Annotated in this window: 25 protein-coding genes; 15 read left to right on the top strand and 10 right to left on the bottom strand. The window is 66.5% G+C overall.

Annotation, left to right across the window (positions count from 1 at the left end):
• Positions 1–21: 21 nt before the first annotated feature.
• The 5 genes from dnaQ to ACREB7_RS04575 are packed head-to-tail and all read right to left on the bottom strand — an operon-like array spanning position 22 to position 3,580.
• A complete protein-coding gene (gene dnaQ, locus ACREB7_RS04595; RefSeq protein ID WP_431591138.1) occupies positions 22–720 on the bottom strand; it encodes a DNA polymerase III subunit epsilon in 699 nt (232 codons plus the stop codon).
• A gap of 19 nt (positions 721–739) precedes the next feature.
• Complete coding sequence (coaE, locus tag ACREB7_RS04590; protein WP_431591114.1) at positions 740–1,363, bottom strand: dephospho-CoA kinase; 624 nt, start codon at positions 1,361–1,363, stop codon at positions 740–742.
• On the bottom strand, positions 1,360–2,172 hold the full coding sequence (gene aroE, locus ACREB7_RS04585) for a shikimate dehydrogenase (protein WP_431591113.1): 813 nt from the start codon (positions 2,170–2,172) through the stop codon (positions 1,360–1,362). The genes coaE and aroE overlap by 4 nt, the downstream gene beginning before the upstream one ends.
• Complete coding sequence (locus ACREB7_RS04580) at positions 2,169–2,765, bottom strand: Maf family protein (RefSeq protein ID WP_431591112.1); 597 nt, start codon at positions 2,763–2,765, stop codon at positions 2,169–2,171. Before ACREB7_RS04580 ends, aroE begins: the two co-directional genes overlap by 4 nt.
• Entirely contained in the window at positions 2,762–3,580 is an 819-nt protein-coding gene (locus ACREB7_RS04575) for a pyruvate, water dikinase regulatory protein (protein ID WP_431591111.1), read from the bottom strand. Before ACREB7_RS04575 ends, ACREB7_RS04580 begins: the two co-directional genes overlap by 4 nt.
• A 350-nt stretch (positions 3,581–3,930) precedes the next feature.
• Here ACREB7_RS04575 and hemE point away from each other — a divergent pair, with 350 nt between their 5' ends.
• The 6 genes from hemE to ACREB7_RS04545 all read left to right on the top strand — a co-directional run bounded on the left by hemE (position 3,931) and on the right by ACREB7_RS04545 (position 8,359).
• Complete coding sequence (gene hemE, locus ACREB7_RS04570; RefSeq protein WP_431591110.1) at positions 3,931–4,953, top strand: uroporphyrinogen decarboxylase; 1,023 nt, start codon at positions 3,931–3,933, stop codon at positions 4,951–4,953.
• A gap of 2 nt (positions 4,954–4,955) precedes the next feature.
• Positions 4,956–5,405, top strand: coding sequence for a CopD family protein (locus ACREB7_RS04565; RefSeq protein ID WP_431591109.1), 450 nt, complete (start codon positions 4,956–4,958; stop codon positions 5,403–5,405).
• A gap of 193 nt (positions 5,406–5,598) precedes the next feature.
• Positions 5,599–6,855: a transcription termination factor Rho gene (rho, locus tag ACREB7_RS04560; RefSeq protein ID WP_166944984.1), complete on the top strand. Its 1,257-nt coding sequence runs from the start codon at positions 5,599–5,601 to the stop codon at positions 6,853–6,855.
• A gap of 9 nt (positions 6,856–6,864) precedes the next feature.
• Entirely contained in the window at positions 6,865–7,158 is a 294-nt protein-coding gene (locus tag ACREB7_RS04555; protein WP_431591108.1) for an antibiotic biosynthesis monooxygenase family protein, read from the top strand.
• Entirely contained in the window at positions 7,158–7,880 is a 723-nt protein-coding gene (locus tag ACREB7_RS04550; RefSeq protein ID WP_431591137.1) for a TerC family protein, read from the top strand. The genes ACREB7_RS04555 and ACREB7_RS04550 overlap by 1 nt, the downstream gene beginning before the upstream one ends.
• 92 nt (positions 7,881–7,972) lie before the next feature.
• On the top strand, positions 7,973–8,359 hold the full coding sequence (locus ACREB7_RS04545) for a DUF1489 family protein (protein WP_431591107.1): 387 nt from the start codon (positions 7,973–7,975) through the stop codon (positions 8,357–8,359).
• Here the strand turns inward: ACREB7_RS04545 and ACREB7_RS04540 are convergent.
• The 3 genes from ACREB7_RS04540 to ACREB7_RS04530 are packed head-to-tail and all read right to left on the bottom strand — an operon-like array spanning position 8,356 to position 11,052.
• On the bottom strand, positions 8,356–9,942 hold the full coding sequence (locus ACREB7_RS04540; protein ID WP_431591106.1) for an FMN-binding glutamate synthase family protein: 1,587 nt from the start codon (positions 9,940–9,942) through the stop codon (positions 8,356–8,358). The two genes, ACREB7_RS04545 and ACREB7_RS04540, sit on opposite strands and share 4 nt — an antisense overlap.
• A 4-nt stretch (positions 9,943–9,946) precedes the next feature.
• Positions 9,947–10,357: a nuclear transport factor 2 family protein gene (locus ACREB7_RS04535; RefSeq protein WP_431591105.1), complete on the bottom strand. Its 411-nt coding sequence runs from the start codon at positions 10,355–10,357 to the stop codon at positions 9,947–9,949.
• Complete coding sequence (locus tag ACREB7_RS04530) at positions 10,354–11,052, bottom strand: dienelactone hydrolase family protein (RefSeq protein WP_431591104.1); 699 nt, start codon at positions 11,050–11,052, stop codon at positions 10,354–10,356. The genes ACREB7_RS04535 and ACREB7_RS04530 overlap by 4 nt, the downstream gene beginning before the upstream one ends.
• Before the next feature lie 121 nt (positions 11,053–11,173).
• Between ACREB7_RS04530 and ACREB7_RS04525 the strand changes: the two genes are divergently transcribed.
• From ACREB7_RS04525 to mnmG, 3 genes are all read left to right on the top strand, one after another.
• Positions 11,174–11,464 carry a DUF6489 family protein gene (locus ACREB7_RS04525; protein WP_431591103.1) on the top strand — a complete coding sequence of 97 codons (291 nt, stop codon included), beginning with the start codon at positions 11,174–11,176 and terminating at the stop codon, positions 11,462–11,464.
• A gap of 23 nt (positions 11,465–11,487) precedes the next feature.
• Positions 11,488–12,792 carry a tRNA uridine-5-carboxymethylaminomethyl(34) synthesis GTPase MnmE gene (mnmE, locus tag ACREB7_RS04520; protein WP_431591136.1) on the top strand — a complete coding sequence of 435 codons (1,305 nt, stop codon included), beginning with the start codon at positions 11,488–11,490 and terminating at the stop codon, positions 12,790–12,792.
• A 303-nt stretch (positions 12,793–13,095) separates the two neighbouring features.
• Positions 13,096–14,967, top strand: a complete 1,872-nt coding sequence (gene mnmG / locus ACREB7_RS04515) for a tRNA uridine-5-carboxymethylaminomethyl(34) synthesis enzyme MnmG (protein ID WP_431591102.1) — start codon at positions 13,096–13,098, stop codon at positions 14,965–14,967.
• Between the two features lie 37 nt (positions 14,968–15,004).
• Here mnmG and ACREB7_RS04510 read toward each other — a convergent pair whose 3' ends face one another.
• A complete protein-coding gene (locus ACREB7_RS04510; RefSeq protein ID WP_431591101.1) occupies positions 15,005–15,352 on the bottom strand; it encodes a hypothetical protein in 348 nt (115 codons plus the stop codon).
• Between the two features lie 440 nt (positions 15,353–15,792).
• Here ACREB7_RS04510 and rsmG point away from each other — a divergent pair, with 440 nt between their 5' ends.
• The 6 genes from rsmG (at position 15,793) to ACREB7_RS04480 (ending at position 22,833) form a co-directional block, all read left to right on the top strand.
• Positions 15,793–16,452: a 16S rRNA (guanine(527)-N(7))-methyltransferase RsmG gene (rsmG, locus tag ACREB7_RS04505; protein WP_431591100.1), complete on the top strand. Its 660-nt coding sequence runs from the start codon at positions 15,793–15,795 to the stop codon at positions 16,450–16,452.
• A complete protein-coding gene (locus tag ACREB7_RS04500) occupies positions 16,449–17,231 on the top strand; it encodes a ParA family protein (protein WP_431591099.1) in 783 nt (260 codons plus the stop codon). Before rsmG ends, ACREB7_RS04500 begins: the two co-directional genes overlap by 4 nt.
• On the top strand, positions 17,232–18,191 hold the full coding sequence (locus tag ACREB7_RS04495) for a ParB/RepB/Spo0J family partition protein (protein WP_431591098.1): 960 nt from the start codon (positions 17,232–17,234) through the stop codon (positions 18,189–18,191).
• A gap of 304 nt (positions 18,192–18,495) precedes the next feature.
• Positions 18,496–18,963, top strand: coding sequence for a DUF4402 domain-containing protein (locus tag ACREB7_RS04490; RefSeq protein ID WP_431591097.1), 468 nt, complete (start codon positions 18,496–18,498; stop codon positions 18,961–18,963).
• A 230-nt stretch (positions 18,964–19,193) separates the two neighbouring features.
• Positions 19,194–20,018: a fimbrial biogenesis chaperone gene (locus ACREB7_RS04485; protein ID WP_431591096.1), complete on the top strand. Its 825-nt coding sequence runs from the start codon at positions 19,194–19,196 to the stop codon at positions 20,016–20,018.
• 31 nt (positions 20,019–20,049) lie between these two features.
• Positions 20,050–22,833, top strand: a complete 2,784-nt coding sequence (locus ACREB7_RS04480; RefSeq protein ID WP_431591095.1) for a carboxypeptidase regulatory-like domain-containing protein — start codon at positions 20,050–20,052, stop codon at positions 22,831–22,833.
• 21 nt (positions 22,834–22,854) lie between these two features.
• Here the strand turns inward: ACREB7_RS04480 and ACREB7_RS04475 are convergent, their stop codons facing one another.
• Positions 22,855–26,079 (bottom strand): CHAT domain-containing protein, encoded by a 3,225-nt coding sequence (locus ACREB7_RS04475; RefSeq protein WP_431591094.1) that lies wholly within the window; start codon positions 26,077–26,079, stop codon positions 22,855–22,857.
• Between the last annotated feature and the right edge of the window lie 57 nt (positions 26,080–26,136).

The raw sequence follows: 26,136 nt of genomic DNA, 5'->3' as shown, positions 1-26,136 counted from the left end.
GATCGGGTCAGGCGACCGTCATCACACCGTATCGAGCCACAGCGGCTGGTTCAGCCCTGTGACAAAATCGGCATGCCGCGCCAGTTCGGCGGGCGATGCCATATGCGGGCGCGGTTCGCGCCATGGTCGGTCGGGGGAATGCGGAGCGGCAGGGGCTGCGGGCTGCGCGGATTGTCCGGCCGGGGTCGCGGCAAGCCCGAGGCCGATCTGCCGTCCGCCGGTCATTTCAATATAGAGATGCGCGAGCAATTCGGCGTCGAGCAGCGCGCCATGTTTGACGCGGTGGCTGCGGTCGATGCCGTAGCGCGTACACAAAGCGTCGAGGCTGTGTTTCGCCCCGGGGTGCAGCTTGCGCGCCATCTGCACGGTGCAGCACATGCGCGCCATGTCGAGCGCAGGACGCCCGGCGCGCGCGAGTTCGGCGTTGACGAAACCGAAGTCGAAGACGGCGTTGTGCGCGACCAGCGGCGCGTCGCCGAGAAATTCGAGCAGCTCGTCGATGCGCTCGGCGAACAAGGGCTTGTCGGAGAGGAATCCGATCGACAGCCCATGCACCGCTTCAGCCGCAGCGGGCATGTCGCGTTCGGGATTGAAATAGGCGTGGAAACTGTGGCCGGTTTCGCGGCGATCGACCAGTTCGATACACCCGATTTCGACCAGCCTGTCCCCGGTTCTGGGGTCGAGCCCCGTGGTTTCCGTATCGAAAATAATCTCTCGCATCGAAGCCATAATCTGGACCCTATCGGGCGCGGAAACAAGAGGCGATGGCGCGAATCTGGCGATGCGTCGCGCTTTTCGGGCGACCCGTTTCGATGATGAAATCGGCGCGCGCGCGCTTGACCCGGTCGGGAACCTGCAGGCGGCGAATCGCGCGCAGCCGGGCGAGCGTCATGCCCGGTCGCCGCATCACCCGCTTGCGCTGCATCCAGGCAGGGGCCGAAACGACCGCGATCGCGCCGACGCGGCGCCAGCCGCCTTTCTCGAACAGCAAGGGAATATCGAGCACGACGACGTCTCGCGCGCGGTGGCGGGCGAGGAAGCGTTTCTGCGCCCGGCCGACCGCCGGGTGGACGATCGCTTCGAGCGCGGCGAGTTCGTGCGTATTGCCAAGCACTTGCGCGCCCAGCTTTTGCCGGTCGACCCCCTTCGGTCCGGTCGTGCCGGGAAAGCGCGCCTCGATCGCGGCGACGAGCGCGCCGCCGGGGCCCTGGAGTCGGTGAACCTCGGCATCGGCGTCGAACACCGGAATCCCCTCGGCGACGAACATTTTCGCCGCCGTCGACTTGCCCATGCCGATCGATCCGGTGAGGCCGAGGAGGAAGGGGCGGCGGAGCCGCGAGGCCGGGCGTTTATAGTGACTCATGCGGTGAGCAACGCGCGCAATTCCTCGTCGCGCCCCTCGGGCGGCGGCTTGCCGAAGAAGAGTTCGAAGGCGAGCGCGGCCTGGCCGATCAGCATGTCGAGGCCGTCGACGGTATCGAGTCCGCGCGACTCGGCGGCGGCGAGCAGCCCGGTGCGCAGCGGCGCATAGACGAGGTCGTAGACGATCGCATCGTCGGCGAGCGGCGACAGGTCGAGATCGAGCGGCGGCTGCCCGGTCATGCCGAGGCTGCTCGCGTTGACCAGCAGGGCGGCGGGCGGCAGCGGCGCATCGAGCGCGACCACATCGCCCTTGAGGCCGAAGGTGGCGAGCAGGCCCATGGCCTTGAGCGGGCTGCGGTTGAGGATAGTGACCCGGCCGACCCGCGCCCGCGCCAGGGCAAACAGCACCGCGCGCGCGGCGCCGCCGGCCCCGACGACGACGACGGGGGCCCCTTCGAGATCGAGTTCGGCGAGCGGGGCAAAGAAGCCCGCCGCATCGGTATTGGTGCCGATCAGCGCCCCGTCGCGCTGCCGCACGATCGTATTCATCGCGCCGATCGTGCCGCGCACGTCGCCGGGATCGTCGACGAAATCCATCACCGCCAGCTTGTGCGGGATGGTGACGTTACAGCCGCGCCAGTCGGGATCGCCGCGACGCTCGGCGATGAAGGCGGCGAGATCATCGGGCTTCACATGCGCGCGCCGATAATCGCCAGCGAGGCCGAGTGCAGCGAGCCAGAACCCATGGATGAGCGGCGATTTGCTGTGCTTGATCGGGTCGCCGATCACTTCGGCATAGGGCGTGCTCATGCCGGCGCCAGCCCGGTGGCGCGCAGCCACGACAGCAGCGGAAGCATGGGCATGCCGATGATGGTCCAGGGATCGCCCTCGACGCGTTCGAACAATTGCACCCCCGCCCCCTCAATCTCGTAGCAGCCGACGGTCCAGCGGATGCTGTCCCAATTTTGCGCGACATAGTCGGCGATGAAGGCGTCCGACAAGGGCCGCATCCACAGTTTCGCTTCGCCGATCGCGCGCCATATCGGCGCGCCGTCGCGCGCGGCGACGACGGCGCTGAACAGACGGTGGCGGGTGCCCGCCATGCGGCGGAGATGGCGCGCGGCCTCTTTGGGGCTTTCGGGCTTGGTCAGCATCGCCCCGTCGTCGAGCGCCAGCGTCGAATCGGCGCCGAGCACGGTCACCCCGGCGAGCCGCGACGAAATCTTGATCGCTTTCGCCTCGGCCAGCGCGTCGGCGATGTTGCGCGCGCTTTGCCCGGCGGCGTGGAGCGATGCGGTCAGCGCTTCCTCGTCGACATGCGCGGCTGTCGTCTCGAACGTCAGCCCGGCGGCGCGCAGCATCGCGGCGCGGCCGCTGCTTTGCGAGGCAAGAAGCAAGGTCATGCGGCGCCCGCCGAGCGGTCCTCGACCAGCTTGATCACCGCCGCGGCGGTTTCCTCGATCGAGCGGCGTGTCACGTCGATCACCGGCCAGCCATTGTCGGCGAACATGCGCCGCGCATAGGCCAGTTCGGCCTTGACCTTGTCATCGTCGACATAGGCGGTTTCGGGCGCCTGGTTGAGCGAGAGCAGCCGGTTGCGGCGGACCTGCACCAGCCGGTCGAGCCCGGTGGTGAGGCCGACCACCAGCGGTTTCCTGAGATTGTAGAGCGCATCGGGCGGCGGCGATTCGGGGACGATCGGGATGTTCGCGGTCTTGAAGCCGCGATTGGCGAGATAGATGCTCGTCGGGGTCTTCGAGGTGCGCGACACCCCCGCGAGCACGATGTCGGCCTGTTCCCAATTTTCCCAGCCGATGCCATCGTCATGCGCGACGGTAAATTGAATGGCCTCGACCCGCGCGAAATAGGCGGCGTCGAGCTGGTGCTGGCGGCCGGGGCGCGCCTTGGCTTCTTGTCCGAGCATCGTCGACAAGGCGTCGGTGACCGCGTCGAGCGCCGCGACGAGCGGCAGGTCGCGTGCCCGTGCGCGCCGTTCGAGGCTGACGCGCAGGTCGCCGTTGACGAGGGTGAAGAGGATCATGCCGGGGCTCGCCTCGACCTCGGCCATGATCCGGTCGAGATGCGATTCCGAGCGCACCATCGGCCAGAAATGGCGCACCACTTCGACATCGTCGAACTGCGCGATCGCCGCCTTGGCGATATTTTCGAGCGTTTCGCCCGTGGAATCGGATATGAGGTGAAGGTGAAGTCGGCCCATCGCCGCACTTGGCGCAAAGCCGCAGAAAAAGGCAATGCCGGATCAGGCGCGGGATGACGAAAAACCGCCTGTGGATAAGTTTGCGGACAGCGACGGGGAGCAAATCGGTACAGTGGATTCATCCCCGGCGCTGCCGATTCCGCTCCATGGCTTGTCCACAGCGAAAGCATTTTATCCACAGGCTGTGAAGAACGGGGACAGCGCCCGCCGACTCCGCCGCAAAGATGGCCGGCGAGGGAGTCAAGCTGTTGGCAAAGACGGCGGCGCTGCCTAAAGCCGCGTTCTTCGCCCGCCAACAAACCACCACCATATTCTTATATATTATATTGGAAGAGAAAGAGGTCCGCGCCATGACGTCACACAAGCGCTTGCTCGCAACGCTGCGCGGGGCCCGGCAGGAGCGGCCCGCGCTGTGGCTCATGCGCCAGGCCGGACGTTATCTTCCCGAATATCGCGCGCTTCGCGAGACCAAGGGCGGTTTCCTCGAGCTCTGCTATGATCCCGAGGCCGCTGCCGAGGTGACGCTGCAACCGATCCGCCGTTTCGGTTTCGACGGTTCGATCCTGTTTTCGGACATCCTCGTCATCCCGCACGCGCTGGGGCAGGATCTGTGGTTCGAGGCCGGTGAGGGCCCGCGGCTCGCGCCGCCGCTGGTCGACAGCGCGCTGGCGTCACTCGAGGGCGCCCCGCAGCGGCTCGATCCCGTTTATGCCACCGTCGCGCGCGTCTCGGGCGCCTTGCCGCCCGAGACGACCTTTCTGGGCTTTGCAGGAAGTCCCTGGACGGTCGCGACCTATATGATCGCGGGGGCGGGGTCCAAGGACCAGGCGGCGGCACGGCGCATGGCGTTCGGCGATCCGGCGGCGTTCCAGGCGATCATCGATGCGATCGTCGACCTCAGCACCACCTATCTCTCCGGCCAGATCGAAAACGGGGTCGAGGCGGTGCAATTGTTCGACAGCTGGGCGGGCAGCCTGAGCCCCGCGCAATTCGAACGCTGGGTAATCGCGCCCAATGCCGAGATCGTCCGCCGGTTGAAGGCGCTGCATCCCGATACCCCGGTTATCGGCTTTCCCAAGGGAGCCGGCGGCAAGCTGGCGACCTATGCGAACGAAGTCGGCGCCGATGCGATCGGGCTCGACGAGACGGTCGATCCGGTGTGGGCCGATGCCGTCCTGCCGCCGCATCTGCCGGTGCAGGGCAATCTCGATCCGCTGGCGCTTGTCGCCGGCGGCGAGGCGCTCGACACGGCGATCGACCGCATCCTTGCAGCTTTCCCGTCGCGTCCCCATATCTTCAATCTCGGCCATGGCATCGTGCCCGACACGCCGATCGCCCATGTCGAGCATCTGATCAAGCGCGTGCGGGGATAGGCATGGAACTGGCGGGTTTCCTTGGGTCGGCGACCTTGTGGGTCAAGGCGGCGCATGTCATTTTCGTGATCTTCTTCATGGCCGGCCTGTTTATGATGCCGCGCTTCTTCGTCTATCATCACCAATGCGCAGTGGGGTCCGACGAAGACGCCAAATGGATCGAGCGCGAAGACCGGCTGCGCCGGATCATCCTCAACCCCGCCATCATGATCGTCTGGGTTCTCGGGCTCATGCTCGCGTTCAACGGCGACTATTGGCACCAGGGCTGGTTCCTCGCCAAATTCCTGATCGTGATCGCGCTCTCGGGCTATCATGGCTGGATGATCGGCTATTTCAAAAAGCTCGCCAAGGGAGAGCGTCCGCTGACCGAAAAGCAGCTTCGCATGCTCAACGAGGTACCGGGTGTCGCAGCGGCGGTGATCGTCATTCTGGCGGTCGTCCGGCCCTTTTAACCGATCGGCGCGGCGCGGTGCCGATTGACTTGGACAAACGCCGGTTATAGGGGCCGATCAACCCCGTTTCCTGCGGGCGGCGCTTCCATGCGCCGAGCTATCAATAACGGTTGTCCCACGACCGGATAGGCACCAGCCGGTGCGACGAAACAAGTCTCCCTATCTTCTTATATTCATACCCGGAATCCATCCCATGCATCTCAAAGAACTCAAAACCAAAGCGCCCGCCCAGCTCGTCGAAATGGCCGAAGAACTGGGCGTCGAGGGCGCATCGACGCTGCGCAAGCAGGACCTGATGTTCTCGATCCTGAAAGAACTCGCCGAAGAGGGCGAGGAAATCATCGGATCGGGCACGATCGAGGTTCTCCCGGATTCGTTCGGTTTCCTGCGTTCGTCCGAAGCCAATTATCTCGCCGGTCCCGACGATATCTATGTCTCGCCGAACCAGGTCCGCAAATATGGCCTGCGCACCGGCGACACCGTCGAGGGCGAGATCCGCGCCCCGCGCGACGGCGAACGCTATTTCGCGCTGACCAAGCTGATCAGCGTCAATTTCGACGACCCCGATGTCGTGCGTCACCGCGTCAATTTCGACAACCTCACGCCGCTCTATCCGAACCAGAAGCTGTCGCTCGACACCGTCGATCCGACCGTCAAGGACAAGTCGGCGCGCGTGATCGACCTCGTCAGCCCGCAGGGCAAGGGCCAGCGCGCACTGATCGTCGCGCCGCCGCGCACGGGTAAGACCGTGCTGTTGCAGAATATCGCCAAGGCGATCACCGACAATCATCCCGAGGTCTATCTCATCGTCCTGCTGGTCGACGAGCGCCCCGAGGAAGTCACCGACATGCAGCGCAGCGTGAATGGCGAAGTCGTCTCCTCGACCTTCGACGAACCCGCGACGCGCCACGTCCAGGTCGCCGAAATGGTGATCGAAAAGGCCAAGCGCCTTGTCGAGCACAAGAAGGATGTCGTCATCCTGCTCGACTCGATCACCCGCCTCGGCCGCGCCTACAACACCGTCGTTCCGTCGTCGGGCAAGGTGCTGACCGGCGGTGTCGACGCCAATGCGCTGCAGCGCCCGAAGCGCTTCTTCGGCGCCGCGCGCAACATCGAGGAAGGCGGTTCGCTGTCGATCATCGCCACCGCGCTGATCGATACCGGCAGCCGCATGGACGAGGTGATCTTCGAAGAATTCAAGGGCACGGGTAACTCGGAAATCGTGCTCGACCGCAAGGTCGCCGACAAGCGCATCTTCCCGTCGCTCGACGTCGGCAAATCGGGCACCCGCAAGGAAGAGCTGCTCGTCGAAAAGGACAAGCTGTCGAAAATGTGGGTGCTGCGCCGCATCCTCATGCAGATGGGGACGATCGACGCGATGGAATTCCTGCTCGACAAGATCAAGGATTCCAAGACCAACGAGGATTTCTTCGACAGCATGAACCAGTAAGCCCGGTCGATGGCCGTCCTCGAACATGCCTTGCTTCCCGTGCGTGCGGGCAGCGAAGCGGCGTTCGAGGCGGCCGTCGCCGAAGCGCGGCCGCTGATTGCGGCATCGCCCGGGTTTATCTCGCTCCAGATTCGCCGGCCGACGAGCATCGGACAGCCTTATCTGCTCCTGGTGGAATGGCGGTCGGTCGAGGATCATCGCGACGGTTTCCGCCAGTCCGACCGCTATCAACAGTGGCGGGCGTTGTTGCATCGCTTTTATGACCCTATGCCAGAGGTCAGCTATTTCGGGGATATGCTGTGATATTCGATATTTTGACCCAGGCCGCCGCGGCGGCGCCGAGTTTCGGTTCGCCGGCCGAAATCTGGCAGCATATCGTCAACGACTTCAGCAACATCGGTTCGCCCGCCGCGATGTCGGCGTTCCTGCAGGTGCTGATGATCGACATCGTGCTGGCGGGTGACAATGCGATCGTCGTCGGCGCGCTCGCCGCCGGGCTTCCCGCCGACCAGCGGCGCAAGGTGATCGTCATCGGCGTGCTCGCGGCGCTGGTCCTGCGCGTCGCCTTCGCGCTCGTCGTCCAGCAGCTGATGGGCATCGTCGGCCTGATCTTCGTCGGCGGCCTGCTGCTGATCTGGGTGGCGTGGAAAATGTGGCGCGAACTGCGCGAAGGCGCGCATTCGGCCGGGTCGCCCGAAGTCGAAGGCGACGAGCATTCGGGTCTGAAGCCCGCCAAGAGCTTTGCCGCCGCCGCCTGGGCGGTCGCGATCGCCGATGTCAGCATGAGCCTCGACAATGTGCTTGCGGTCGCCGGTGCGGCGCGCGAGCATCCCGGCATTATGATCGTCGGCCTGATCGTCGCGGTCGCGCTGATGGGTGTCGCGGCGAACATCATCGCCAAATATATCGAGCGCTATCGCTGGATCGCCTATATCGGCCTCGCCGTGATCCTCTATGTCGCGGTCAAGATGATCTACGAAGGCTGGATCGATCCGAGCGTCGGGATCGGCACGCTGTTCGGCTGATCCTTTTCGGCTGGTTACGAAAGAGCCGGCTCCGCTAGGGGCTGGCTTTTTTGTTGTCCGCTACCCATGTGACAATCGTGTCCCAGCTTCATATGACTCGCGTGGCTGTCGGCTGCCCCGACTATCCCTCGCTCGCGTCGCGGATCGCGTCGCGCGGCGAGGGCGGCGAGGTGCGTTTCACGACGCGGTTCAAGCCAAAGCGTGCCGACGAGCTGATCGGCGGAAAATTGCACTTCATCGTCAAGCATATGCTCGTCGGGCGGGTCGAAATCTTGCGCTTCGACGCGCGCGAGGACGGGCGGATCGATATCGTCTGCATCGCGGATCTGGAACGCATCCATCCGCAGCCCAAGCGGGCGCATCAGGGATGGCGCTATCTGGCTGAAGCCGACGCGCCCAAGGGTGCTGATGAAGGGGACGGGATCGGCGATCTGCCGCCCGAACTCTATCGGGAGCTCGCCGGACTCAGCCTGATCTAAAGCGCCGCGCGAAAGCTGTCGGCGCGCGCCATCGCCCAATAGCGTGCGCTCGCGACCGAAGCCGGGTCGTCGAGCAGCACGCCGCGCTCGTAGAATTTATAGATGCGGTCGATCGAGTCCGACCGCGCCGAATTGAGCCGTTCGTGCAGATGGTGCGGCCTGATCTGCCAGGGGGTTTCGAGCCCCATCGCGCAGGTGATGTCCCAGAGCGCGTTGACTGTGGCGGCCTGGAACCGGCGCACGCGTTCGGCTTTGTCTTCGACCACCAGTCCGCGCTGGCGTCCGGGATCCTGCGTTGCGACGCCGGTCGGGCAGCGGTCGGTGTGGCATTGCAGCGACTGGACGCAGCCGAGCGAGAACATGAAGGCGCGCGCAGCGTTCGACCAGTCGGCGCCGAGCGCGGCATTAATCGCGAGCCCGGCGCCCGAATGGACCTTTCCCGAAGCGGCGAGCCGCACCTCTTCCTTGAGCCCGCAGCCGACCAGCGCGTTGCGCACAAAGATCAGCCCCTCGCGCAGCGGCATGCCGACGCGGTTGGAAAATTCGACCGGCGCTGCGCCGGTGCCGCCCTCGGCGCCGTCGATCACGATATAGTCCAGCCGGATGCCGGTTTCGATCATCGCCTTCATGACGGCATAGATTTCGTGCGGCTGGCCGACACATAATTTGATCCCGACCGGTTTTCCGCCGGACAATTCACGCAATTTCGCCGCCCAGCCGAGCATCTCGACCGGAGTCGAAAAGGCGGAATGCGCGGCGGGCGAGATACAGTCCTGGCCCTCGGGCACGCCGCGCGTTGCCGCGATCTCGGCGCTGACCTTCGGCCCGGGGAGGACGCCGCCATGGCCGGGCTTGGCGCCCTGACTCAGCTTGATCTCGATCATCCGGACCTGTTCGGCCTGTGCGACATCGGCGAAGCGTGCGGGATCGAAGCGGCCGGTGTCGTCGCGGCAGCCGAAATAGCCGCTGCCCAGTTCCCACACGATGTCGCCGCCATGCTTGCGGTGATACGGGCTGAACCCGCCCTCGCCGGTGTCATGGTAAAAGTCGCCCATTTTGGCGCCCAGGTTCAGCGCCTCGATCGCATTGGCGCTGAGCGAACCGAAACTCATCGCGGAGATGTTGAGCAGCGCGCCTTGATAGGGTTTCGAACATTGCGCGGTGCCGACATGGACGCGCGCGCCGCGATCGCCATGGACCGTCGGCGCCATGCTGTGGCTCATCCATTCATATTCGTCCGAATAGACGTCGAGCTCGGTGCCGAAGGGGTGCGCGTCGAGGTCGCCCTTGGCGCGCGCATAGACCAGGTCACGTTCGGTTCGCGCAAAGGGCCGTCCGTCGAGCGGGCTTTCGACGATATAGGCGTAGAGGAAGGGACGCAGCGCCTCGAACAGCCAGCGCATCCGCGCGATCAGCGGATAATTCCGGCGCAGCGAATGGCGGCGCTGGACCGCGTCGTAGAGCGCGATTCCGAGCAGCGGGGCCCAGAGGATCAGCGTCCAGCGCGCCGGACCCCACCACGCGGCGGCTGCGATCAGCGCGAGCAGGATGGGGATCGCGATCCAGCGCGGAACCCGCACCATGACGTCAGCCCGCCTGCGCGGCGAGCATCGCGGCCATTTTCTCCCACACCTTGTTGATCGCCTTCAAGGGCCGCACCATCACCTTGAAATCGATGATCTTTCCGTCCTCGTTCCAGCGAATGATGTCGACGCCGTTGATCTGGATATCGTCGAGCGTGGTGGCGAATTCGAGCATCGCCTGATCGCCGTCGACGATCTCGCGCAGATAGCGGAAATCATCGCTGCCGAGCGCGTGGCTGGCGGCATGGAGATATGCGAAGACCTTGTCGCGTCCCTCCTGCGGCGTGTGGACGACCGGCGAATGGAACACCGCATTCTCGGCGAGCATCGCGCGCAAGGCCTGTGGATCGCCGCCGCCTTCCATATAGGCATGCCAGGCGGCGACGCCGGCCAATGCCGTCTTGGGCGCGCTCATGCCAGATGCTCGGCGAAAAAGGCCTTGGTGCGGCCGTCGGCGAGCTGCGCGCCGGCTTCGTTGCGGCGATTGCCCATCGTCGCGGCGAAGCCATGGTCGAGGCCCTGATAATCGTGGATCGTCACCTTGGGATGCGGGTCGAGCCCTTCGTGGATGCGTTTCTGCGCGTCATGGTCGACGAGATGGTCCTCGGTCGGGATATGGAGCATCAGGGGATGCGCGATCGCATGGCTTTCGTGCAGCATCTGGTCGATCATCACGCCATAATAGCCGACCGAGGCGTTCACGTCGGTGCGCGCCGCCGCCATATAGGCGAGCCGCCCGCCGAGACAGAAGCCGACGCAGCCGACCTTGGTCGCGCCCTGGGCGTGGAGCCAGCGGATCGCGGCCTCGATATCCTTGACCCCGTTATCAGCGTCATATTGGCCGAAATAGCCGAAGGCTTCCTGCAGCTCCGCCTCGATATCGGGGTTGAGCTCGACCCCGGGGGCGAAGCGCCAGAAGATGTCGGGGGCGATCGCCAGATAGCCTTCGGCGGCCCAGTCGTCGCATTTCTTGCGGATGCCCGCATTCACCCCGAAAATTTCCGGAATGACGATGATCGCGTGCGAGCTGTCGGCGTCGGGCCGGGCGACATAGGCGGGAATATCGCCCTCGCCGTCGAGCGCCGGGATGGTCGTGTTGGTCGCGGACATGAGGGTCTCTCCTGACTCTTGCTTATTGGCGGTTAAAGCGCGAAGCTAGCTGGCGCAGCGGCGCGGCTCAAGCGCGCTCAAGGGTTTTTTGTAACGGTTTTTGGCGGGGCGGAGACAGGCGATGAAATTCAATATCGAGATCGATTGCACCCCCGAAGAAGCGCGGCGGTTGGTCGGGTTGCCCGATCTGGAGCCGCTGCATGAAATTTACCTCAGCCGCGTCAAGGAGCTGATGGCGAAAGGAATTACGCCCGACATGGTGCAGGCGATGGTCAAGAGTTGGGTGCCGATGGGCGAGGGCGGGCTGGGACTGATCCAGTCGTTGATGAGCCAGTTCGGCGGCGGGCTGATGAGCGGCGCGGCCAAGGCGAACGACGGCGACGACAAGCCGGCGCGGGGGCGCAAGAGCTGAACCAAGACAAAAGCAGCGACACGATCTTTGCGCTGTCGAGCGGGATGCCGCCGGCGGCGATCGCCGTCGTGCGTGTGAGCGGGAGGCAGGCGGGGGCGGCGCTGCGGAGCCTGACCGGTCGGTTGCCCGAAGCCCGACGCGCCGTGCTGGCCGCGCTGAAAGCCGCCGACGGGACGGCGCTCGATCGGGCGTTGGTGCTATGGTTTCCGGGCCCGGCGACGGCGACCGGCGAAGACCTCGCCGAGCTGCATCTGCACGGCGGACGGGCGGTGGTCGCGGCGGTCGAGGCGGCGCTGGCGGCGCTTCCGGGACTTCGGCGGGCCGAAGCCGGGGAGTTCACGCGGCGGGCTTTCGAGAATGGACGCATCGACCTGGCCGAGGCCGAGGGACTCGCCGACCTGCTCGCGGCCGAAACCGAGAGCCAGCGCGTGCAGGCGCTCGGCATGGCGAGCGGGCATGTGTCGCGCGCGGTCGAGGCCTGGCAGGCGCGGTTGCTGATGCTGATGGCGGGGGCGGAGGCCGAGCTGAATTTTGCCGATGAGGATGATGTCGAAGTTGGCGAAAGTGTCGCGCAGCGTCTGCGTGAGGGGATGGCGGCGCTGGCGGGCGAGATGGGCGGATGGCTGGCGCGGCCGGGGGCGGAGGTGATTGCCGAGGGGCTGTCGGTGGTCATCGCCGGGCCGCCTAACGCCGGGAAATCGACCCTTATCAATGCATTAGCCAAGCGCGAGCTGGCGATCGTGTCGCCGGTCGCGGGGACGACGCGCGATGTGATCGAGACCGCGCTGGCGCTCGACGGGATCGCGATGCGCTTTTCGGACACGGCAGGATTGCGCGCCGAAAGTGCCGATGCGATCGAGATGATCGGGATCGACCGCGCAAAGGCGGCGGTCGAGGCGGCGGATATCCTGCTGTGGCTGGGGCCGCCGAAAGAGGCGCCCGATCATCCGCGTGCGATCCTGGTGGCGGCGCAGGCCGACCGCTGGAAGGGCGATGCCGCCGCCGAAGCCGATGCGGCGCGCTGCGACCTGATGCTGTCGGCGGAGACGGGCGAGGGCATGGACAGGCTCCACCGCATGATCGTCGAGATGGCGCGCACTTTGTTGCCGCGCGAGGGCGAGGCGGCGCTGCGCCGGCGCCAGCGCGACGCGCTCGCGGAGGCGAAGGAGTGGCTGGTAATCGAGGCGGGGTCGCGCGAGGCAGGCGACCTGATTTTGCTCGCCGAACGGCTGCGGCTCGCGGGCGGCGCGCTCGACCGGATCACCGGAAGGGCGGGGGTCGAGGAAATGCTCGATACGTTGTTCGGGCGTTTTTGCATCGGCAAATGATGTTCCACGTGGAACACGCTCGGGCAGCGTAGCCTCCAAATTTATTCGCACAAAGCCACCAAGCCACAAAGATGACCACGGTCATGAACCCTCTTTGTGGCTTCGTGGCTTTGTGCGGGATTATGTTTTGCCACCACCCCTGCGCCTGAACTCACCGGGCCGGGCATGATCGCATTATCTCACGCAAAGGCGCAAAGAAGGAGTGGGGAGCTTCGTCGTGCCTTTGTGCCTTTGTGTGAGATTTTTTGAGGCGCTACGCGCGATGGATTTGGCGGCGGTAATCGGCTATGCGCCGCGACAATCATGCACAGCAGCGCAACTTTTGATGTCATCGTCGTCGGCGGCGGACATGCCGGGACCGAGGCCGCCGCCGCTGCGGCGCGGCTCGGTGCGTCGGTCGCGCTCGTCAGTTTTGATCCGGCGCTGATCGGGACGATGTCGTGCAACCCGGCGATCGGGGGGCTCGGCAAGGGGCATCTGATGCGCGAGGTCGATGCGCTCGACGGATGGATGGCGCGTGCGGCCGATAGCGCGGCGATCCATTACCGGATGCTCAACGCGTCAAAAGGCGCGGCGGTGCAGGGGCCGCGAATCCAGGCGGACCGGAAATTATACCGGCAGGCGATCCAGGATCTGCTCGCCGCCGAAGAGGGCATCACTGTTGTCGAGGGCGAGGCGGCGGCGCTGATCCTGTCCGAGGATGGCGCGTCGGTCGCGGGGCTCGAACTCGGCGACGGGAGCAAGCTGACGGCGGGGGCGGTGGTGCTCGCGACGGGCACCTTCCTCGGCGGGCGGCTGTTCCGCGGCGAGGAGCGGATGGAGGGCGGACGGATCGGCGAGGCGGGGGCGCACCGGCTCGCCGAGCAGTTGCGCGGGGCCGACCTGCCGATGGCGCGGCTCAAGACCGGGACGCCGCCGCGACTCGACGGGCGGACGATCGACTGGGCGCGGCTCGCCGAGCAGCCATCGGACAGCGTCGAGGGTGCAAGCTGGACCTGTTCCACGTGGAACAATGCGCGGACGGTGCCGCAGATATTCTGCGCGATCACGCGCACCAATGCCGAATCGCACGCGATCATCGCGGCGAATCTCGACCGCTCGCCCTTGTTCACCGGGGCGATCGGGGCGGCGGGGCCGCGTTATTGCCCGTCGATCGAGGACAAGATCCACCGCTTCGCCGACCGCGACGGACATCAGGTGTTTTTGGAGCCCGAGGGGCTCGATTCGGTGCTCGTCTATCCGAACGGCATTTCGACCTCGCTTCCCGCCGATGTGCAGCTTGCCATGCTGCGCACGATGGAGGGACTCGAGACCGTCGAGATGGTCGTGCCCGGCTATGCGGTCGAATATGACCATATCGACCCGCGCGCGCTCGACCGGACCTTGCAGGTGCGCGCGATCGGCGGGCTTTATTGTGCCGGGCAGATCAACGGTACCACCGGCTATGAGGAGGCAGCGGCGCAGGGGCTGGTGGCGGGGGCGAATGCGGCGCTGACGGTGCAGGGGCGTGAGCCGCTGATCCTCGAACGGAGCGAGTCCTATATCGGGGTGATGGTCGATGACCTGGTGCTGCAGGGGGTGACCGAGCCCTATCGGATGCTCACCGCGCGCGCCGAATATCGGCTGCGGCTGCGCGCCGACAATGCCGCGACGCGGCTGACGCCCAAGGGCATCGCGCTCGGGTTGGTGCGGCCGGCGACGGCGGCGTTGTTCGACGCGCGGATGGCCGAGCGGGCGCGCGCGGCGGCGTTGCTCGACGCGCTTGTGACGACGACGGACTATGCGGCGATCGGGCTGGCGCTGCCGGGCGACGGCGCGGCGCGGCGGCGGATCGACCTGCTGCGCTTTCCCGAGGTGACGATAGCGAAGCTGGCGCTGCTCGCGCCCGAACTTGCCGCGGTCGACGAAAGGCTGCTCGCTGAGTTGGCTGAGGACGCGCATTATGCGCCGTACATCGCGCGGCAGGAGGCTGAGTTGCGCTCGCTCGCGGCGAATGAGGCGATCTTGCTCGACCCGGCGATGAATTATGCCGCGATCGGCGGGCTATCGCGCGAGATGGTGGAACGGCTGACCCGGGCGCAGCCCGAGACTTTGGGGCAGGCGGGGCGGATCGACGGGGTCACCCCGGCGGCGCTGACCGCGATCCTGGTGCATAGCAAACGGCGCGCGGCTTGAAGCTTGGCAATACGGTCCAGCCGCTTTGGTCAGAAGCTTACGGGGAGTCGATCAATCGGCCTCCACATTCATCCACGCCGCATGCGAAATTCAACCGCACGCCATTTGCAAACCTCATCCTCAGGAGATCATTGGCGAAATCAATACTCTCAATGCGTGATCCTGCGAGATCGTATTGCTTAGCGAAATCGACATAGACATCGCCTTCCAGTAGATCGTCATCTTCGTCGGGTTCCATACCGGACGACCAGAACAGCGCTCCTGCATCCAAAAAAAATCTGTGCGAGACGCCGGAGATCGTCATGTAAAACAGACTGTAGATCGCAGATTCTTGGTTCGATACCGCCACAAAATTTTCGCACAGCTTGCCGAAAATCTCTGTCATTCTGGTTTCAAAGTGCTGTCGCCTTATCATCGGTATGGCAACATTCCTTTCCACGGTTCGCTGTTTCTTGCTCGATATCCAACGGGGATGGCGAGCTACGCATTATGCAGCATCCTTCGATGTCCACAACGGGAAACGCTCAGACATCCGAAGTACCTGTTGGGGCGTCATGGTGGCCTGTACGAAACGTTTACTCCGACTTCGTCGAGCGGGACCCCGGATCAAGTCCGGGGTGACGAGAGGGTGGGCTTTCGGTTTGACACGACCGGCGCGGAAATCGCCGCCTTCTTGGTGTCTTTGTGTGAGAAATTCCTGCCTTTATGGTCGACCTTCTTCTTTGTGCCTTTGCGCCTTTGTGTGAGGCTTTCAAAATCTCACGCAAAGGCGCAAAGGCGCAAAGAAGGACAGAGCCCGCTTCGCGGGGTAGGTGAAAGAGCGACGTGGCGGACACCCCCATATTGAATGATGAAGAAGCAGCGCGCGACTGGCTGACACAGGCGTTTGCGCCGACGGTTGAGCAATGGGCGCGGCTTGAGCGGTTTGCGGCGATGCTGGTGGCCGAGAATGAGCGGCAGAATCTGATTGCGGTTTCGACGATCCCGACGCTTTGGGTGCGGCATATCGCCGATAGCGCGCAATTGCTGGCGCTCGATACCGACGGCGACGGGCTTTGGGTCGATCTGGGGAGCGGGCCGGGGTTACCGGGGCTGGTGGTGGCGATCCTGTCCGGGCGGCCGATGCTGCTCGTCGAATCGCGGAAGCGCCGCTGCGAGTTCTTGCGCGATGTGGCCGGCGAACTCGGGTTGGGGCATGTCGAGGTCGCCGAGGCGCCGCTCGAGAGGGTGGCGACGCGGCCGGCGGGGACGATCAGTGCGCGCGCCTTTGCGCCGCTCGACCGGCTGATCGACTTATCCGCGCGTTTTTCCACCGAATCGACGCGCTGGCTGCTGCCAAAAGGGCGAAACGCGGTTAAGGAACTGGCGTTGCTGCCGCCGACATGGCAGAGAATGTTTCACGTGGAACAGAGCCGCACCGACGCGACAAGCCAGATTTTGGTGGGCCGGGGGGCGATCACGCCCAAAAAGCGAGGAAAAGCATGATCCGTATCGCGGTGGCGAACCAGAAGGGCGGGGTCGGCAAGACGACGACCGCGATCAACCTGGCGACCGCGCTCGCGGCGACCGGCTGGCGCACGCTGATCATCGACCTCGATCCGCAGGGCAATGCCTCGACCGGGCTGGGTATCGGGCAGGCGCAGCGCACGCTGTCGAGCTATGACCTGTTGCGCGGCGAAGCGACGCTCGCCGAATGCGCGATCCCGACGGCGGTGCCGCGGCTCGACATCGTCACCGCGACGGTCGACCTGTCGGGCGCCGAGATCGAGCTGATCGAATATAAGGACCGGCTGCACAAGCTGCAGCAGGCGATGACCGACGCGCAGGCGGGGCAGTGGGATATCTGCCTGATCGATTGCCCGCCATCGCTGGGCATGTTGACGCTCAACGCGCTGATCGCCGCCGAATCGCTGATCGTGCCGTTGCAATGCGAATTTTTCGCGCTCGAAGGGCTGAGCCAGCTGCTCACCACGGTCGAGCGCGTGCGCGGCAAGTTCAACCAGAATCTGTCGATCCTGGGGGTCGCGCTCACCATGTTCGATCGCCGCAACCGGCTGACCGATCAGGTCTCGGACGATGTCCGCGAGGTGCTCGGCCCGGTGGTGTTCGAGACGGTGATCCCGCGCAACGTGCGGCTGTCCGAGGCGCCGAGCCACGGGCTGCCGGCGCTGATCTATGACCATCGCTGCGCCGGGTCGGCAGCCTATATCGCGCTGGCGCGCGAGTTGATCGACCGGCTTCCCAATGTGCGCAAGGCGGCATAAATGGCTGATAAACAAGATGAAACCGGCGCACCTGGTGCGATTCCGGCGAAGAAAAGACCGTCCGGGCTGGGGCGCGGACTGAACGCGCTGTTCGGCGATGCCGCGGTCGAGGCGCCTGTGCTCGCGTCGCCGGGCGGGGCGTCGCCGGCGCCCGCGAGCGGCGATTCGGTGCAGCATGTCTCGGTCGGGGCGATCCGCCCGCTGCCCGGCCAGCCGCGCCGCCATTTCGACGAACATGCGATCGCCGAACTCGCCGATTCGATCGGCGCGCGCGGGCTGCTCCAGCCGATCATCGTGCGCCATGCCCCCGACGGGCAGGGTTTCCAGCTCGTCGCGGGCGAACGGCGCTGGCGTGCGGCGCAGCGCGCGGGGCTGCACCATATCCCGGCGCTGGTGCGCGAACTCGACGATGCGGCGACCTATGAAATCGCGCTGGTCGAGAATATCCAGCGCCAGGATTTGAGCGCGATCGAAGAGGCGAGCGCGTACCGCAAGCTGATCGACGATTTCGGCCATGGCCAGGAGGCGCTGGCCAGGCTGGTCGGCAAGTCGCGCAGTCATGTCGCGAATCTGATGCGCCTGCTCGACCTGCCGCAGGCGGTGCAGGATCTTGTCGGCGGCGGCAGTCTTGCGATGGGGCATGCGCGCGCGCTGATCGGGGCCGAGGGCGCCGAGGCGATCGCGCGCAAGATCGTCAAGGACGGGCTGTCGGTGCGTGCGGTCGAGGCGCTGGTCCGCGCCGAAAAGGGCGGCGGGCGCAAGGCGCCGCTCGAATATAAGAGCATCGACGGCAACCGCGACCCCGATATCGTCGCGGTCGAGCGGCATTTGTCCGAACTGCTGGGGATCGGTGTCGCGATTCACTATGCCGGCGGCGGCAAGGGCGCGCTGACGCTGAAATTCGCCTCGCTCGACCAGCTCGACATGATCTGCCAGCGGCTGAGCGGCGAATCGATCTGATTCGGGGCCCCGTGGTCGGCGCGAATCTTTCTTCCGCCGCCGCTTAATCTGTGCCGCATCGGGCCGTTAAAGAGGTTGGAGCGGTCCTCAGCCTGTCCGCATTCTGGTCCTAAGATGATGTTTTATCTCGATTTCCATGAGAAATGCGGGCCAATTCCTAATGCCTCGTTTACCATGGTTGTTGGGCAAAGCCTGAACCGGTCGTCGGTAGAAGGGCGACAGCGATGGGGTGGGATTTCCAATCGCTTCCGATTGACCAAGGGACCAAAAACTTATGCGCAACATTGCACTGAAGCGCGCCCTTATGGGTGCCGCTATTGCCGCTCTCGCCATGAACGCTTCGGCGGCACAGGCGGCATCGGCCACCGGTACGGCGAAGGCGAAGATCCTCCGCCAGATCACGCTCACCAACACCAGCGACCTGCAGTACGCCACGGTCATCAGCGGCGCGACCGCTTCGACCGTCGTCGTTTCGACCGCCGGCGCCGCGACCTGCGGCACGGGGCTGACCTGCACCGGCACTACGACTGCCGCGAACTTCAACATCGCTGGCACCTCGGGTGCGGTGGTGCTCGTCGGTGGCGATTCGTCGGTGACGCTCAACGGGTCGCTCGGCGGTACGATGACGTCGTCGCTTACCTATTCGGCGAGCAACGTCACGCTGAGCGCGACGGGCGGCAGCTTCCAGGTCGGCGGCACGCTGAGCGTCGGCGCCAACCAGACGGCGGGCGACTATTCGGGGACGTTCAACGTCACCGCCAACTACCAGTAACAGTCTATCGGTGGGGGGGTACGGCGGGCGTTCGCGTCCGCCGGCCGCAAAAGGGTCGTCGGGGTACCAGCCTCCGGCGGCCCTTTTTGCTGATTTTTTCCGGCGCCGCGCTGCGCGGCAGCCCGTGCGAAACGCCATGGTTAGCGAAATATCAACCATGTTGGCGCAACAGGGAGGGGACTGCCGGGCGGTGTGGGCCGACCGGTTTCCTAAATGGTGGGGACCATTTCATGTTGCGATTTTTGAAGGGCTTCGGCCTGTTTTCGGCTGTTGTGCTCGGCGCGGCGGCTGCGCCCGTCCAGGCGGCGGGCGACCTGCTGGTGGCGCCGACGCGCGTCGTCCTCGACGGCTCGCGCGGCACCGAGGTGGTGCTGAACAATATCGGCGCCGAACCCGCGACCTATCGCATCAGCCTCGAGATCAAGCGGATGACCGCGCTCGGCGGGCTCGACGAGATCGCCGAGGCCGACGCCAATGCCGCCGAGAAAGCGGCGCTCGAGATGATCAGCTTCTCGCCCCGCCGCGTCACCCTGCCGCCGAACCAGCCGCAGGTGATCCGCGTCGGGGTGCGCGTGCCCGAGGGCACGCCGCCGGGCGAATATCGCGCGCATATGCTGTTCCGCGCGGTGCCCGACGCCGCAGCGCCGGCCGATCCGGCGAAGCCCGCCAGCAGCGGCGTGTCGATCGCGCTGACCCCGATTTACGGCATCACGATCCCGGTGATCGTGCGCGTCGGCGACCTCGGCGCCGAGGCGAGCATCGGCGAGGCGCGCGTGGTCGACACCGTCGACGGCCCCGCCTTCGCCTTCGACCTGGCGCGCACCGGCAATCGGTCGGTATATGGCGACGTCGAAGTCACGCGGCCGGGGGTCGCCGAGCCTTTGCTGCTCGCGCGCGGCATTGCGGTCTATCCCGAGGTCGGCCAGCGCCAGGTGCAGTTGCGCGTGCCGACCGAGCTGGCGGCCAAACTCAGGGGCCCGGTGCGCATTCGCTATAGCGAGGATCGCGAGGTCGGCGGCGGCACGATCGACGCGGTCGATCGGGTGGTGAAATGAAGGCGGGCTGAGATCGCCGGCGGGCGCAGCGATGTTTCGCGCCGCCCTGAACCATATTTTCCCGGTCCTCATGGCCGGGCTGGCGCTGGTGGGGCTCGTCCCCGCCGGCGCTCATGCCGCTGAAAAAGCGGACGTTTCCGATGGCTGGAAACCCAATGAGGACGACAGCTGGCTGTTCGACCTGCGGTCGGGGCAGTATCGGCTCGGCGACGGGGTTCGCGGCTATCAGACCCCGGGCGGGGTGTGTGTCGACCTTGCCGACATGGTACTCGCGCTCGACCTGCCGATCCGCGTCGACAAGAAGTTGCGCCGCGCAACCGGATGGGTGTTCGACGAGCGCCGCAGCCTGACGATCGACCGCGACGCGGGCGAGGTAAGGCTCGGCAGCCGCAGCTACAGCATCGGTGCGGCGGCGATCCGCGATACGGCGGCGGGCTGGTGCGTCGATGTGAAGAGCCTGGCGACCTGGTTCGAGCTGCCTCTGGTCCCCGACCTGTCGAACGCGGTGCTGCGCATCGATTCGAAGGAGAAATTGCCCTTCCAGCTCGCCGCCGAACGCCGCGCGCGCGGGGCGGGGCTGGGTCCGCAACAAAGTTTCGACCTCGCGAGCCTGCCGCAGGCGACCCGGCCCTATCAGGCGTGGGCGACACCCTCGGTCGATGTCGTCGCCTCGGCGGGCTTCGTCAACGACAAGCGCGGCGGATCCTATGTCCAGGCGCGCTATGAGGTTTTCGCGGCTGGCGAGGTCCTCGGGCAGAGCTTCGATGCGCGATTGTCGTCGGATAATGAGGGGGTGCCCGACAGTTTGCGGATGCGGCTCTATCGCACCGATCCGCAGGGCAAATTGCTCGGGCCGTTGCGGGCGACGCATTATGCGGCGGGCGATGTCAGCCTGCTTTCCACCGGGATCGTTGCGGGATCGGCGCCGGGGCGCGGCGCGGTGCTCACCAACCGGCCGATCGAGCGCCCCGACGCGTTCGACAAGACCGATTTTCGTGGCGACCTGCCCGCCGGCTGGGATGCCGAACTCTATCGCAACGGGCAATTGCTCGCCTTCACGAGCCCCAATGGCGACGGCCGCTACGAATTTCTCGACGTGCCGCTGCAATATGGCTCGAACCGCTTCGAGATCGTGCTCTATGGGCCGCAGGGCCAGATCCGGCGCGAGATCAAGCAGTTGCAGGTCGGGATCGATTCGATCCCGCCGCAGCAGACCTATTATTGGGCGGGCTTCGCGCAGGAGAATGCCGATCTGATTTCGTTCGGCGACCGGCGCCAGACCTTTCGCCGCGGCTGGCGCGGGACGATCGGGCTCGAGCGCGGGCTCGACACGCGCACCTCGATCGCGGGTTATGCGCACAGCCTGATGATCGAGAATGTCCGGCGCAACTATGGCGAAGTCGCGCTGCGGCGTTCGATCGGCCCGACGTTGCTCGAAGTGTCGGGGGCCTATGCCGATGACAACAGCGGCGCGCTGCGCGCGAGCTGGCTGGCGGCGTTCGGCGAAACCTATGTGCGCGCCGACGCGCTGCGCGGCTTCGGCGGTTTCGTGTCGGACCGTTTTATCAACAATATCAACGGCCTTTATCAGGTTTCGGTCGATCAGTCGGTCAAGCTCGGGCGCACGGTGTTGCCGCTGCATCTCGATCTGCGCCAGGTCGATCGGACCTCGGGGGTACAGAGTCTCGAGGCGTCGGCGCGCGCCTCGGCGAGTTTTCGTGCGCTGACTTTCACCGGCCAGCTCGACTGGGCGCGCACCAAGGTGCCGATCGGTCCCGATCCGCCCGACAATCTGAGTGCAACCCTGTTGGCTAACGCCCGCATCGGGCGCGTGCGTCTCCGTGGTGAGGCGCGCTTTGCGCTGTCGGGCGCCGCTGCCGATTCGCGCGCGACGGTGATCGCCGAATGGGCGGGCGCTGGTCAGTCTGGGGGAGGCGACGGCGAATGGCGCGCCGAGCTCGGCTATGACAAGGGGCTCGACCGGGCGCGGGCCGGCTTAGGTTATACGCGCCGTTTCAACAAGTTGCAGTTGACCGGCTTCGGTGAAGTGGCGAGCGACGGCTCGGTCGCCGCGTCGTTGTCGCTCGCCTTCAGCTTCGGGCCGAAGCCGCAGGGTAGGGGCTGGCGGGTGTCGAGCGAAAAGCTCGCAAGCCGCGGCCAGGTGATGGCCGAGGTGTGGATGGACGAGAATGGCGACGGCGTGCGCCAGCCGGGCGAGGCGGCGTTGCCCGGGGTGCCGCTGACGGCCGGCCATGCTTTCATCGACGCCGCGACCGACAAGCGGGGCGCGGCGATGATCGACGGGCTCGAACCCTTCCGCCCGGTGATGATCGGAATCGACGCCGGCAGCCTGCCCGACCCCTATGTCCAGCCGGCGCTGCCCGGCGTCGTCGTCACCCCGCGTCCGGGTGTCGCGACCAAAGTGATGCTGCCGATGACCGCCGCTGGCGAAATCGAAGGCACCGCGACCCGCGATGGCGGCAATCCGATCGAGGGACTGACCCTCGAACTTGTCGATGCCGAGGGGCGCGTGCGCGCGACGACGTTGACCGAGTTCGATGGATATTTCCTTTTCGAAAGCGTCGCTTACGGGCGCTACACGGTGCGCATCGCCAAGGCATCGGCGCAGGCGCTGCGCATCGATGGCGCCTTTGCGATCGGTGCGTCGCCGGGCAAGGGAAGCCCGCGTATCCGGCTCGGCACGCTGGCGCTCAAGCCGCTGCGGCGCGACCTCGCGGTGTCGGGAGAGACGGCGACGGGCGAGGGCAATAGCGCGCGGGGTCCGCCCCCGACCGGCGGAAGCGGCGTGCCCTAGACGCGGCGTGGTTGGTCGGTTTCAGGACGGGTCGATGGCGACATAGACCGCCCATGCCGCCGGATGGGCGAGCGATTCGCCGCGCGCGTCTTCGGACGGGTCGGCGGCCACGGTGCGCATCGCATCGCGCAGCGCCGCCGCAATGTCGCCGCGCTGGTCGCCGAGCCGGGCGATCGCGGTCGTCGTCATCCGTTCGCCGACCTCGTCGATGACGGGCGAATAGGTGGCGAGCACCGCGCGCGCGCCGGCGAGCAGAAAGGCGCGCGTCAGGCCGCTGAAGCCATCGCCGCCGTCGGCGCCGGCCGCCGTGTCGCACGCCGAGAGGATCACCAGCGCCGCGCGGAACCGCAATTGCGCGACCTCCGATGCGGTCAGCAGGCCGTCGTTCTTCGCATCGAGTGTCGCGCCTGCGATAGGGGTCGCCGGGGTGAGCGCCAGCGCCGGCTCGGCGAGCGTGCCGTCGAAACTGCCGCCGAGCAGCGCGTGGGTGGCGAACAGGACGATCGCGCTGTCGCCGAGCGTCCCGTCGACACTGTTCTGGTCGAGCCGAGCCTGTGTGGCGTCGAGCTGGAGCCATTGGCGGTCGGTCGGCGCGTCGAGGAGTTCGGCCATGCGCCGGACCTCGGCGGCGCTATATTCGAGTCGGGGCAGTTTGGCGAGCATGGCCGGGTCGGCCACCCCGTCGCGATAGAGTCGCTGGCGCGGCATCGTGACGATATTCGCGGTCGTGGATGCTGCAACCGGCGCGCCGCGCAGGCGGCCGGGCAGCGGTTTGGGCGCCGGGTCGGCGACGCCGCGAAAAGCCGGATCGCCCATGCCATAGAATTTGCCCGAGGCCCGGGCGGCGTTTGCGGTGCGGCGCGCGGTGCGCACCGCATCGACCGACGGCGCCACCGCGACGATGCGTTCGAGGCCGAGCCATGTCGTCGCGCGCAGCGTCGCCGGATCGATGTCGCCCGCCGCGCCGCCTGGCGGCGGGCGTGTGACCAGCGCCGCGAAATTGAGCGCGAGCAACGGGCCTTCGGGAATGATGATCCATCGCTCCTTGCCCTGCACCAGCGCGGCGATCGCCGGGTCGCCGAACAGCGCCTGATAGACGCGGTGGGCCATCGTGCGATCATAGCGCAAATAGGTATCGGGATTTTCGCCGGCCTCGAGGATCGTCAGCCCCGAATGTTTCGAATCGGCCAATTGCCCGTCGAGCGTGCCGACCATCCGGGTCAGGTCGGCGCCGTCGATCGGGATTTCGGCCCACGCCGATCCCTCGCGGGTCACCGCAAAGGCGATACCCCGGCTCATTTCGCCGCGCGCGTCGGGCATTCCGGGATAGAGCAGGACCAGCGCTTCGTCCTTGCGCAGCAGGGCCGCCTTGCCGCCGCCGCCCGCGACCTCGGCCAGCGATACCGGTTCGGGCCGCAGCGTGGCGAAAACATCGGGAAGCTGGTCGCGCAGCGCGGCGGCGGCGGCGGCGAGCGCCTCCCCGGCGGTGGCGCGGTCGGCGAGCAGCCCGACACGATCGGCATCGCCGGCGGCGCCGCGCTGCGCCGCCTGCTCGATCGCTTTGTCGAGCGACACGACGCGGTCGCGGGCGGCGGTCCAGCGCAGGAAGGGGGCGGTCTTGCCGGCGCGTTCGGCGAGGGCGCGCGCGGCGGTTTCGCTGATCGCCGCGCCCGATGCCGAGGGATGGGCGAGCTGGGCGACCGCGAAGCCCCGGGTGCGGCTGGCGGCCTCGCCGCTCGCGCCGTCGGCGGCGCGCGTGGTCCAGTGGAGGCGGAGGAGGTCGATGGCGCGGCCGCTGATGAAGTTCGCCAGATTGAGCCGGTAGGCGGCATTGGCGGTCTCGGGCAGCGCCGACAGCTCGGCGCGATAGCCAGCGAGCACATCCTCATAATAGGGCCGCGCTTCGGCCGGGCGCCGCACGCCCCACAGCGTCACCCCCAGATTATAGGTCTGGCGCAGCGTTTCGCGATGGCTGGCGCCGAGGCGCGCACGCGTGTCGGCGATGCTGCGCTGGCGCAGCGGCAGCGCCTCGTCGTAGCGGCCGAGCATCCACAGCGTATCGCCGAGCATCTCGACCAACTGGATATTGCCGGGATCGGCGGCGAGATGGCGCCGATAGATGGTTTCGGCTTCGGGCGCGGTGGCGGCGTTCTGGGCGAGCAGGCGCGCGAGATCGCGTTCGTGCCAGCCGTCCGGGCCGGGGCCGACCGCAGCGATGACGCGGCGCTGGTAGGCGATCGCCTCCGACAGGTCGTCTCGAAAGGCGGCATTGGGCAGGTCGAGGCGCAGCGACGAGGATTTGGCGAGATTCCATAACGTCATCCAGTTGCGCGCATCGCTGCTGCCCGGCAGCGCCTCCTCGCGCGCCAGCACGGCGCGATAGAGCGCGTCGACGCGCGCGGGGTCGGCGGTGAAGACGCGCTGCGAATAGAGGATGATGTTGGTCAGCGTGCCGACGTCGGCGTCGGCGAGCGCGGCCTCGAAGATGTCGAGTTCGCGCGCGTACCAGAGCCGCGCGTCGTCGATGCGCATCTGGGCGCCGAGGTTGTTGCCCAGCGCCTCATAGGCGGCGGCGAGCTCGAAGCGGTCGCCGCCGGGGAGCGCCTGGCGCAGGGCGGCAGCCTGGTGAAGTAGGGGTTCGGCATCGACGGGGCGGCCCGCGCCTTCGAGCATGGCGGCGAGGCTTGCCGCCGCCGATGCGACGATCGCCGGGCGTGCGCCGAGATGTTGGCGCGCGAGCGCGAGCGCCTCCCGGGCATCGGCGACGGCGGCCTCGGCCTTTCCCTGCTCGCGCAGCCGCTGCGCGCGCGCCGAGAGCCCGGCATAGAGCGCCAGCGGCTGGTCGCGCGCGCGTCCGATCGCGATCAGCCGCGCGACGATGGCGTCGGGTTCGCTCGAGGCCTTGTCATTATAGGCGAAATGGCAGAGCAACGACAGCAGCGGGCGCGCGGTCGCCGGATGGTCGGGGCCATAGCGGCCTTCGTAGAGCGCCAGCAGCGCGCGCCGCGGAGCTTCGAGCTCGGGCTGCCAGGTCGTGTTGCACGGCTGGTCGATCCGCACCTGATTTTCGAGCGCGGCGATCTGGTCGATATCCGCAGTGGTCGGGGCGGCGCGGTCGGCGGGCACGGATTGTGCGGCGCGCTCGGCCGGGATCATGGCGTCACGCGGAACGAATTGCGCCGCCGACGGCGCCGCGGCCGCCAGAAGCGGCGCGATGACCCACGGCAGGAAACGGCGTCCGACCATCAGGCTGCTTAACGCGGCGGCGAGCGCGAGTAAATCGGCGTCGGGTTCGCGCCTTGC

The organism is Sphingopyxis sp., from assembly GCF_050725615.1.
GTDB lineage: Bacteria > Pseudomonadota > Alphaproteobacteria > Sphingomonadales > Sphingomonadaceae > Sphingopyxis.
The sequence above is the reverse complement of the archived record's forward strand: the minus strand, read 5'-3'. Positions and strand labels throughout refer to the sequence as shown.

Coding starts and splice junctions, on each gene's coding strand:
- ACREB7_RS04525 (WP_431591103.1), top strand. CDS start 11,174: ATGAAATTCAATATCGAGATCGATTGCACCCCCGAAGAAGCGCGGCGG.
- ACREB7_RS04490 (WP_431591097.1), top strand. CDS start 18,496: ATGGGTGCCGCTATTGCCGCTCTCGCCATGAACGCTTCGGCGGCACAG.
- ACREB7_RS04530 (WP_431591104.1), bottom strand. CDS start 11,052: ATGTCCGCGACCAACACGACCATCCCGGCGCTCGACGGCGAGGGCGAT.
- ACREB7_RS04555 (WP_431591108.1), top strand. CDS start 6,865: ATGGCCGTCCTCGAACATGCCTTGCTTCCCGTGCGTGCGGGCAGCGAA.
- mnmG (WP_431591102.1), top strand. CDS start 13,096: ATGCACAGCAGCGCAACTTTTGATGTCATCGTCGTCGGCGGCGGACAT.
- ACREB7_RS04500 (WP_431591099.1), top strand. CDS start 16,449: ATGATCCGTATCGCGGTGGCGAACCAGAAGGGCGGGGTCGGCAAGACG.
- ACREB7_RS04495 (WP_431591098.1), top strand. CDS start 17,232: ATGGCTGATAAACAAGATGAAACCGGCGCACCTGGTGCGATTCCGGCG.
- ACREB7_RS04545 (WP_431591107.1), top strand. CDS start 7,973: ATGACTCGCGTGGCTGTCGGCTGCCCCGACTATCCCTCGCTCGCGTCG.
- ACREB7_RS04475 (WP_431591094.1), bottom strand. CDS start 26,079: ATGGTCGGACGCCGTTTCCTGCCGTGGGTCATCGCGCCGCTTCTGGCG.
- rho (WP_166944984.1), top strand. CDS start 5,599: ATGCATCTCAAAGAACTCAAAACCAAAGCGCCCGCCCAGCTCGTCGAA.
- ACREB7_RS04480 (WP_431591095.1), top strand. CDS start 20,050: ATGTTTCGCGCCGCCCTGAACCATATTTTCCCGGTCCTCATGGCCGGG.
- dnaQ (WP_431591138.1), bottom strand. CDS start 720: ATGCGAGAGATTATTTTCGATACGGAAACCACGGGGCTCGACCCCAGA.
- ACREB7_RS04540 (WP_431591106.1), bottom strand. CDS start 9,942: ATGGTGCGGGTTCCGCGCTGGATCGCGATCCCCATCCTGCTCGCGCTG.
- ACREB7_RS04535 (WP_431591105.1), bottom strand. CDS start 10,357: ATGAGCGCGCCCAAGACGGCATTGGCCGGCGTCGCCGCCTGGCATGCC.
- ACREB7_RS04510 (WP_431591101.1), bottom strand. CDS start 15,352: ATGACAGAGATTTTCGGCAAGCTGTGCGAAAATTTTGTGGCGGTATCG.
- ACREB7_RS04580 (WP_431591112.1), bottom strand. CDS start 2,765: ATGACCTTGCTTCTTGCCTCGCAAAGCAGCGGCCGCGCCGCGATGCTG.
- ACREB7_RS04575 (WP_431591111.1), bottom strand. CDS start 3,580: ATGGGCCGACTTCACCTTCACCTCATATCCGATTCCACGGGCGAAACG.
- coaE (WP_431591114.1), bottom strand. CDS start 1,363: ATGAGTCACTATAAACGCCCGGCCTCGCGGCTCCGCCGCCCCTTCCTC.
- hemE (WP_431591110.1), top strand. CDS start 3,931: ATGACGTCACACAAGCGCTTGCTCGCAACGCTGCGCGGGGCCCGGCAG.
- ACREB7_RS04565 (WP_431591109.1), top strand. CDS start 4,956: ATGGAACTGGCGGGTTTCCTTGGGTCGGCGACCTTGTGGGTCAAGGCG.
- aroE (WP_431591113.1), bottom strand. CDS start 2,172: ATGAGCACGCCCTATGCCGAAGTGATCGGCGACCCGATCAAGCACAGC.
- ACREB7_RS04485 (WP_431591096.1), top strand. CDS start 19,194: ATGTTGCGATTTTTGAAGGGCTTCGGCCTGTTTTCGGCTGTTGTGCTC.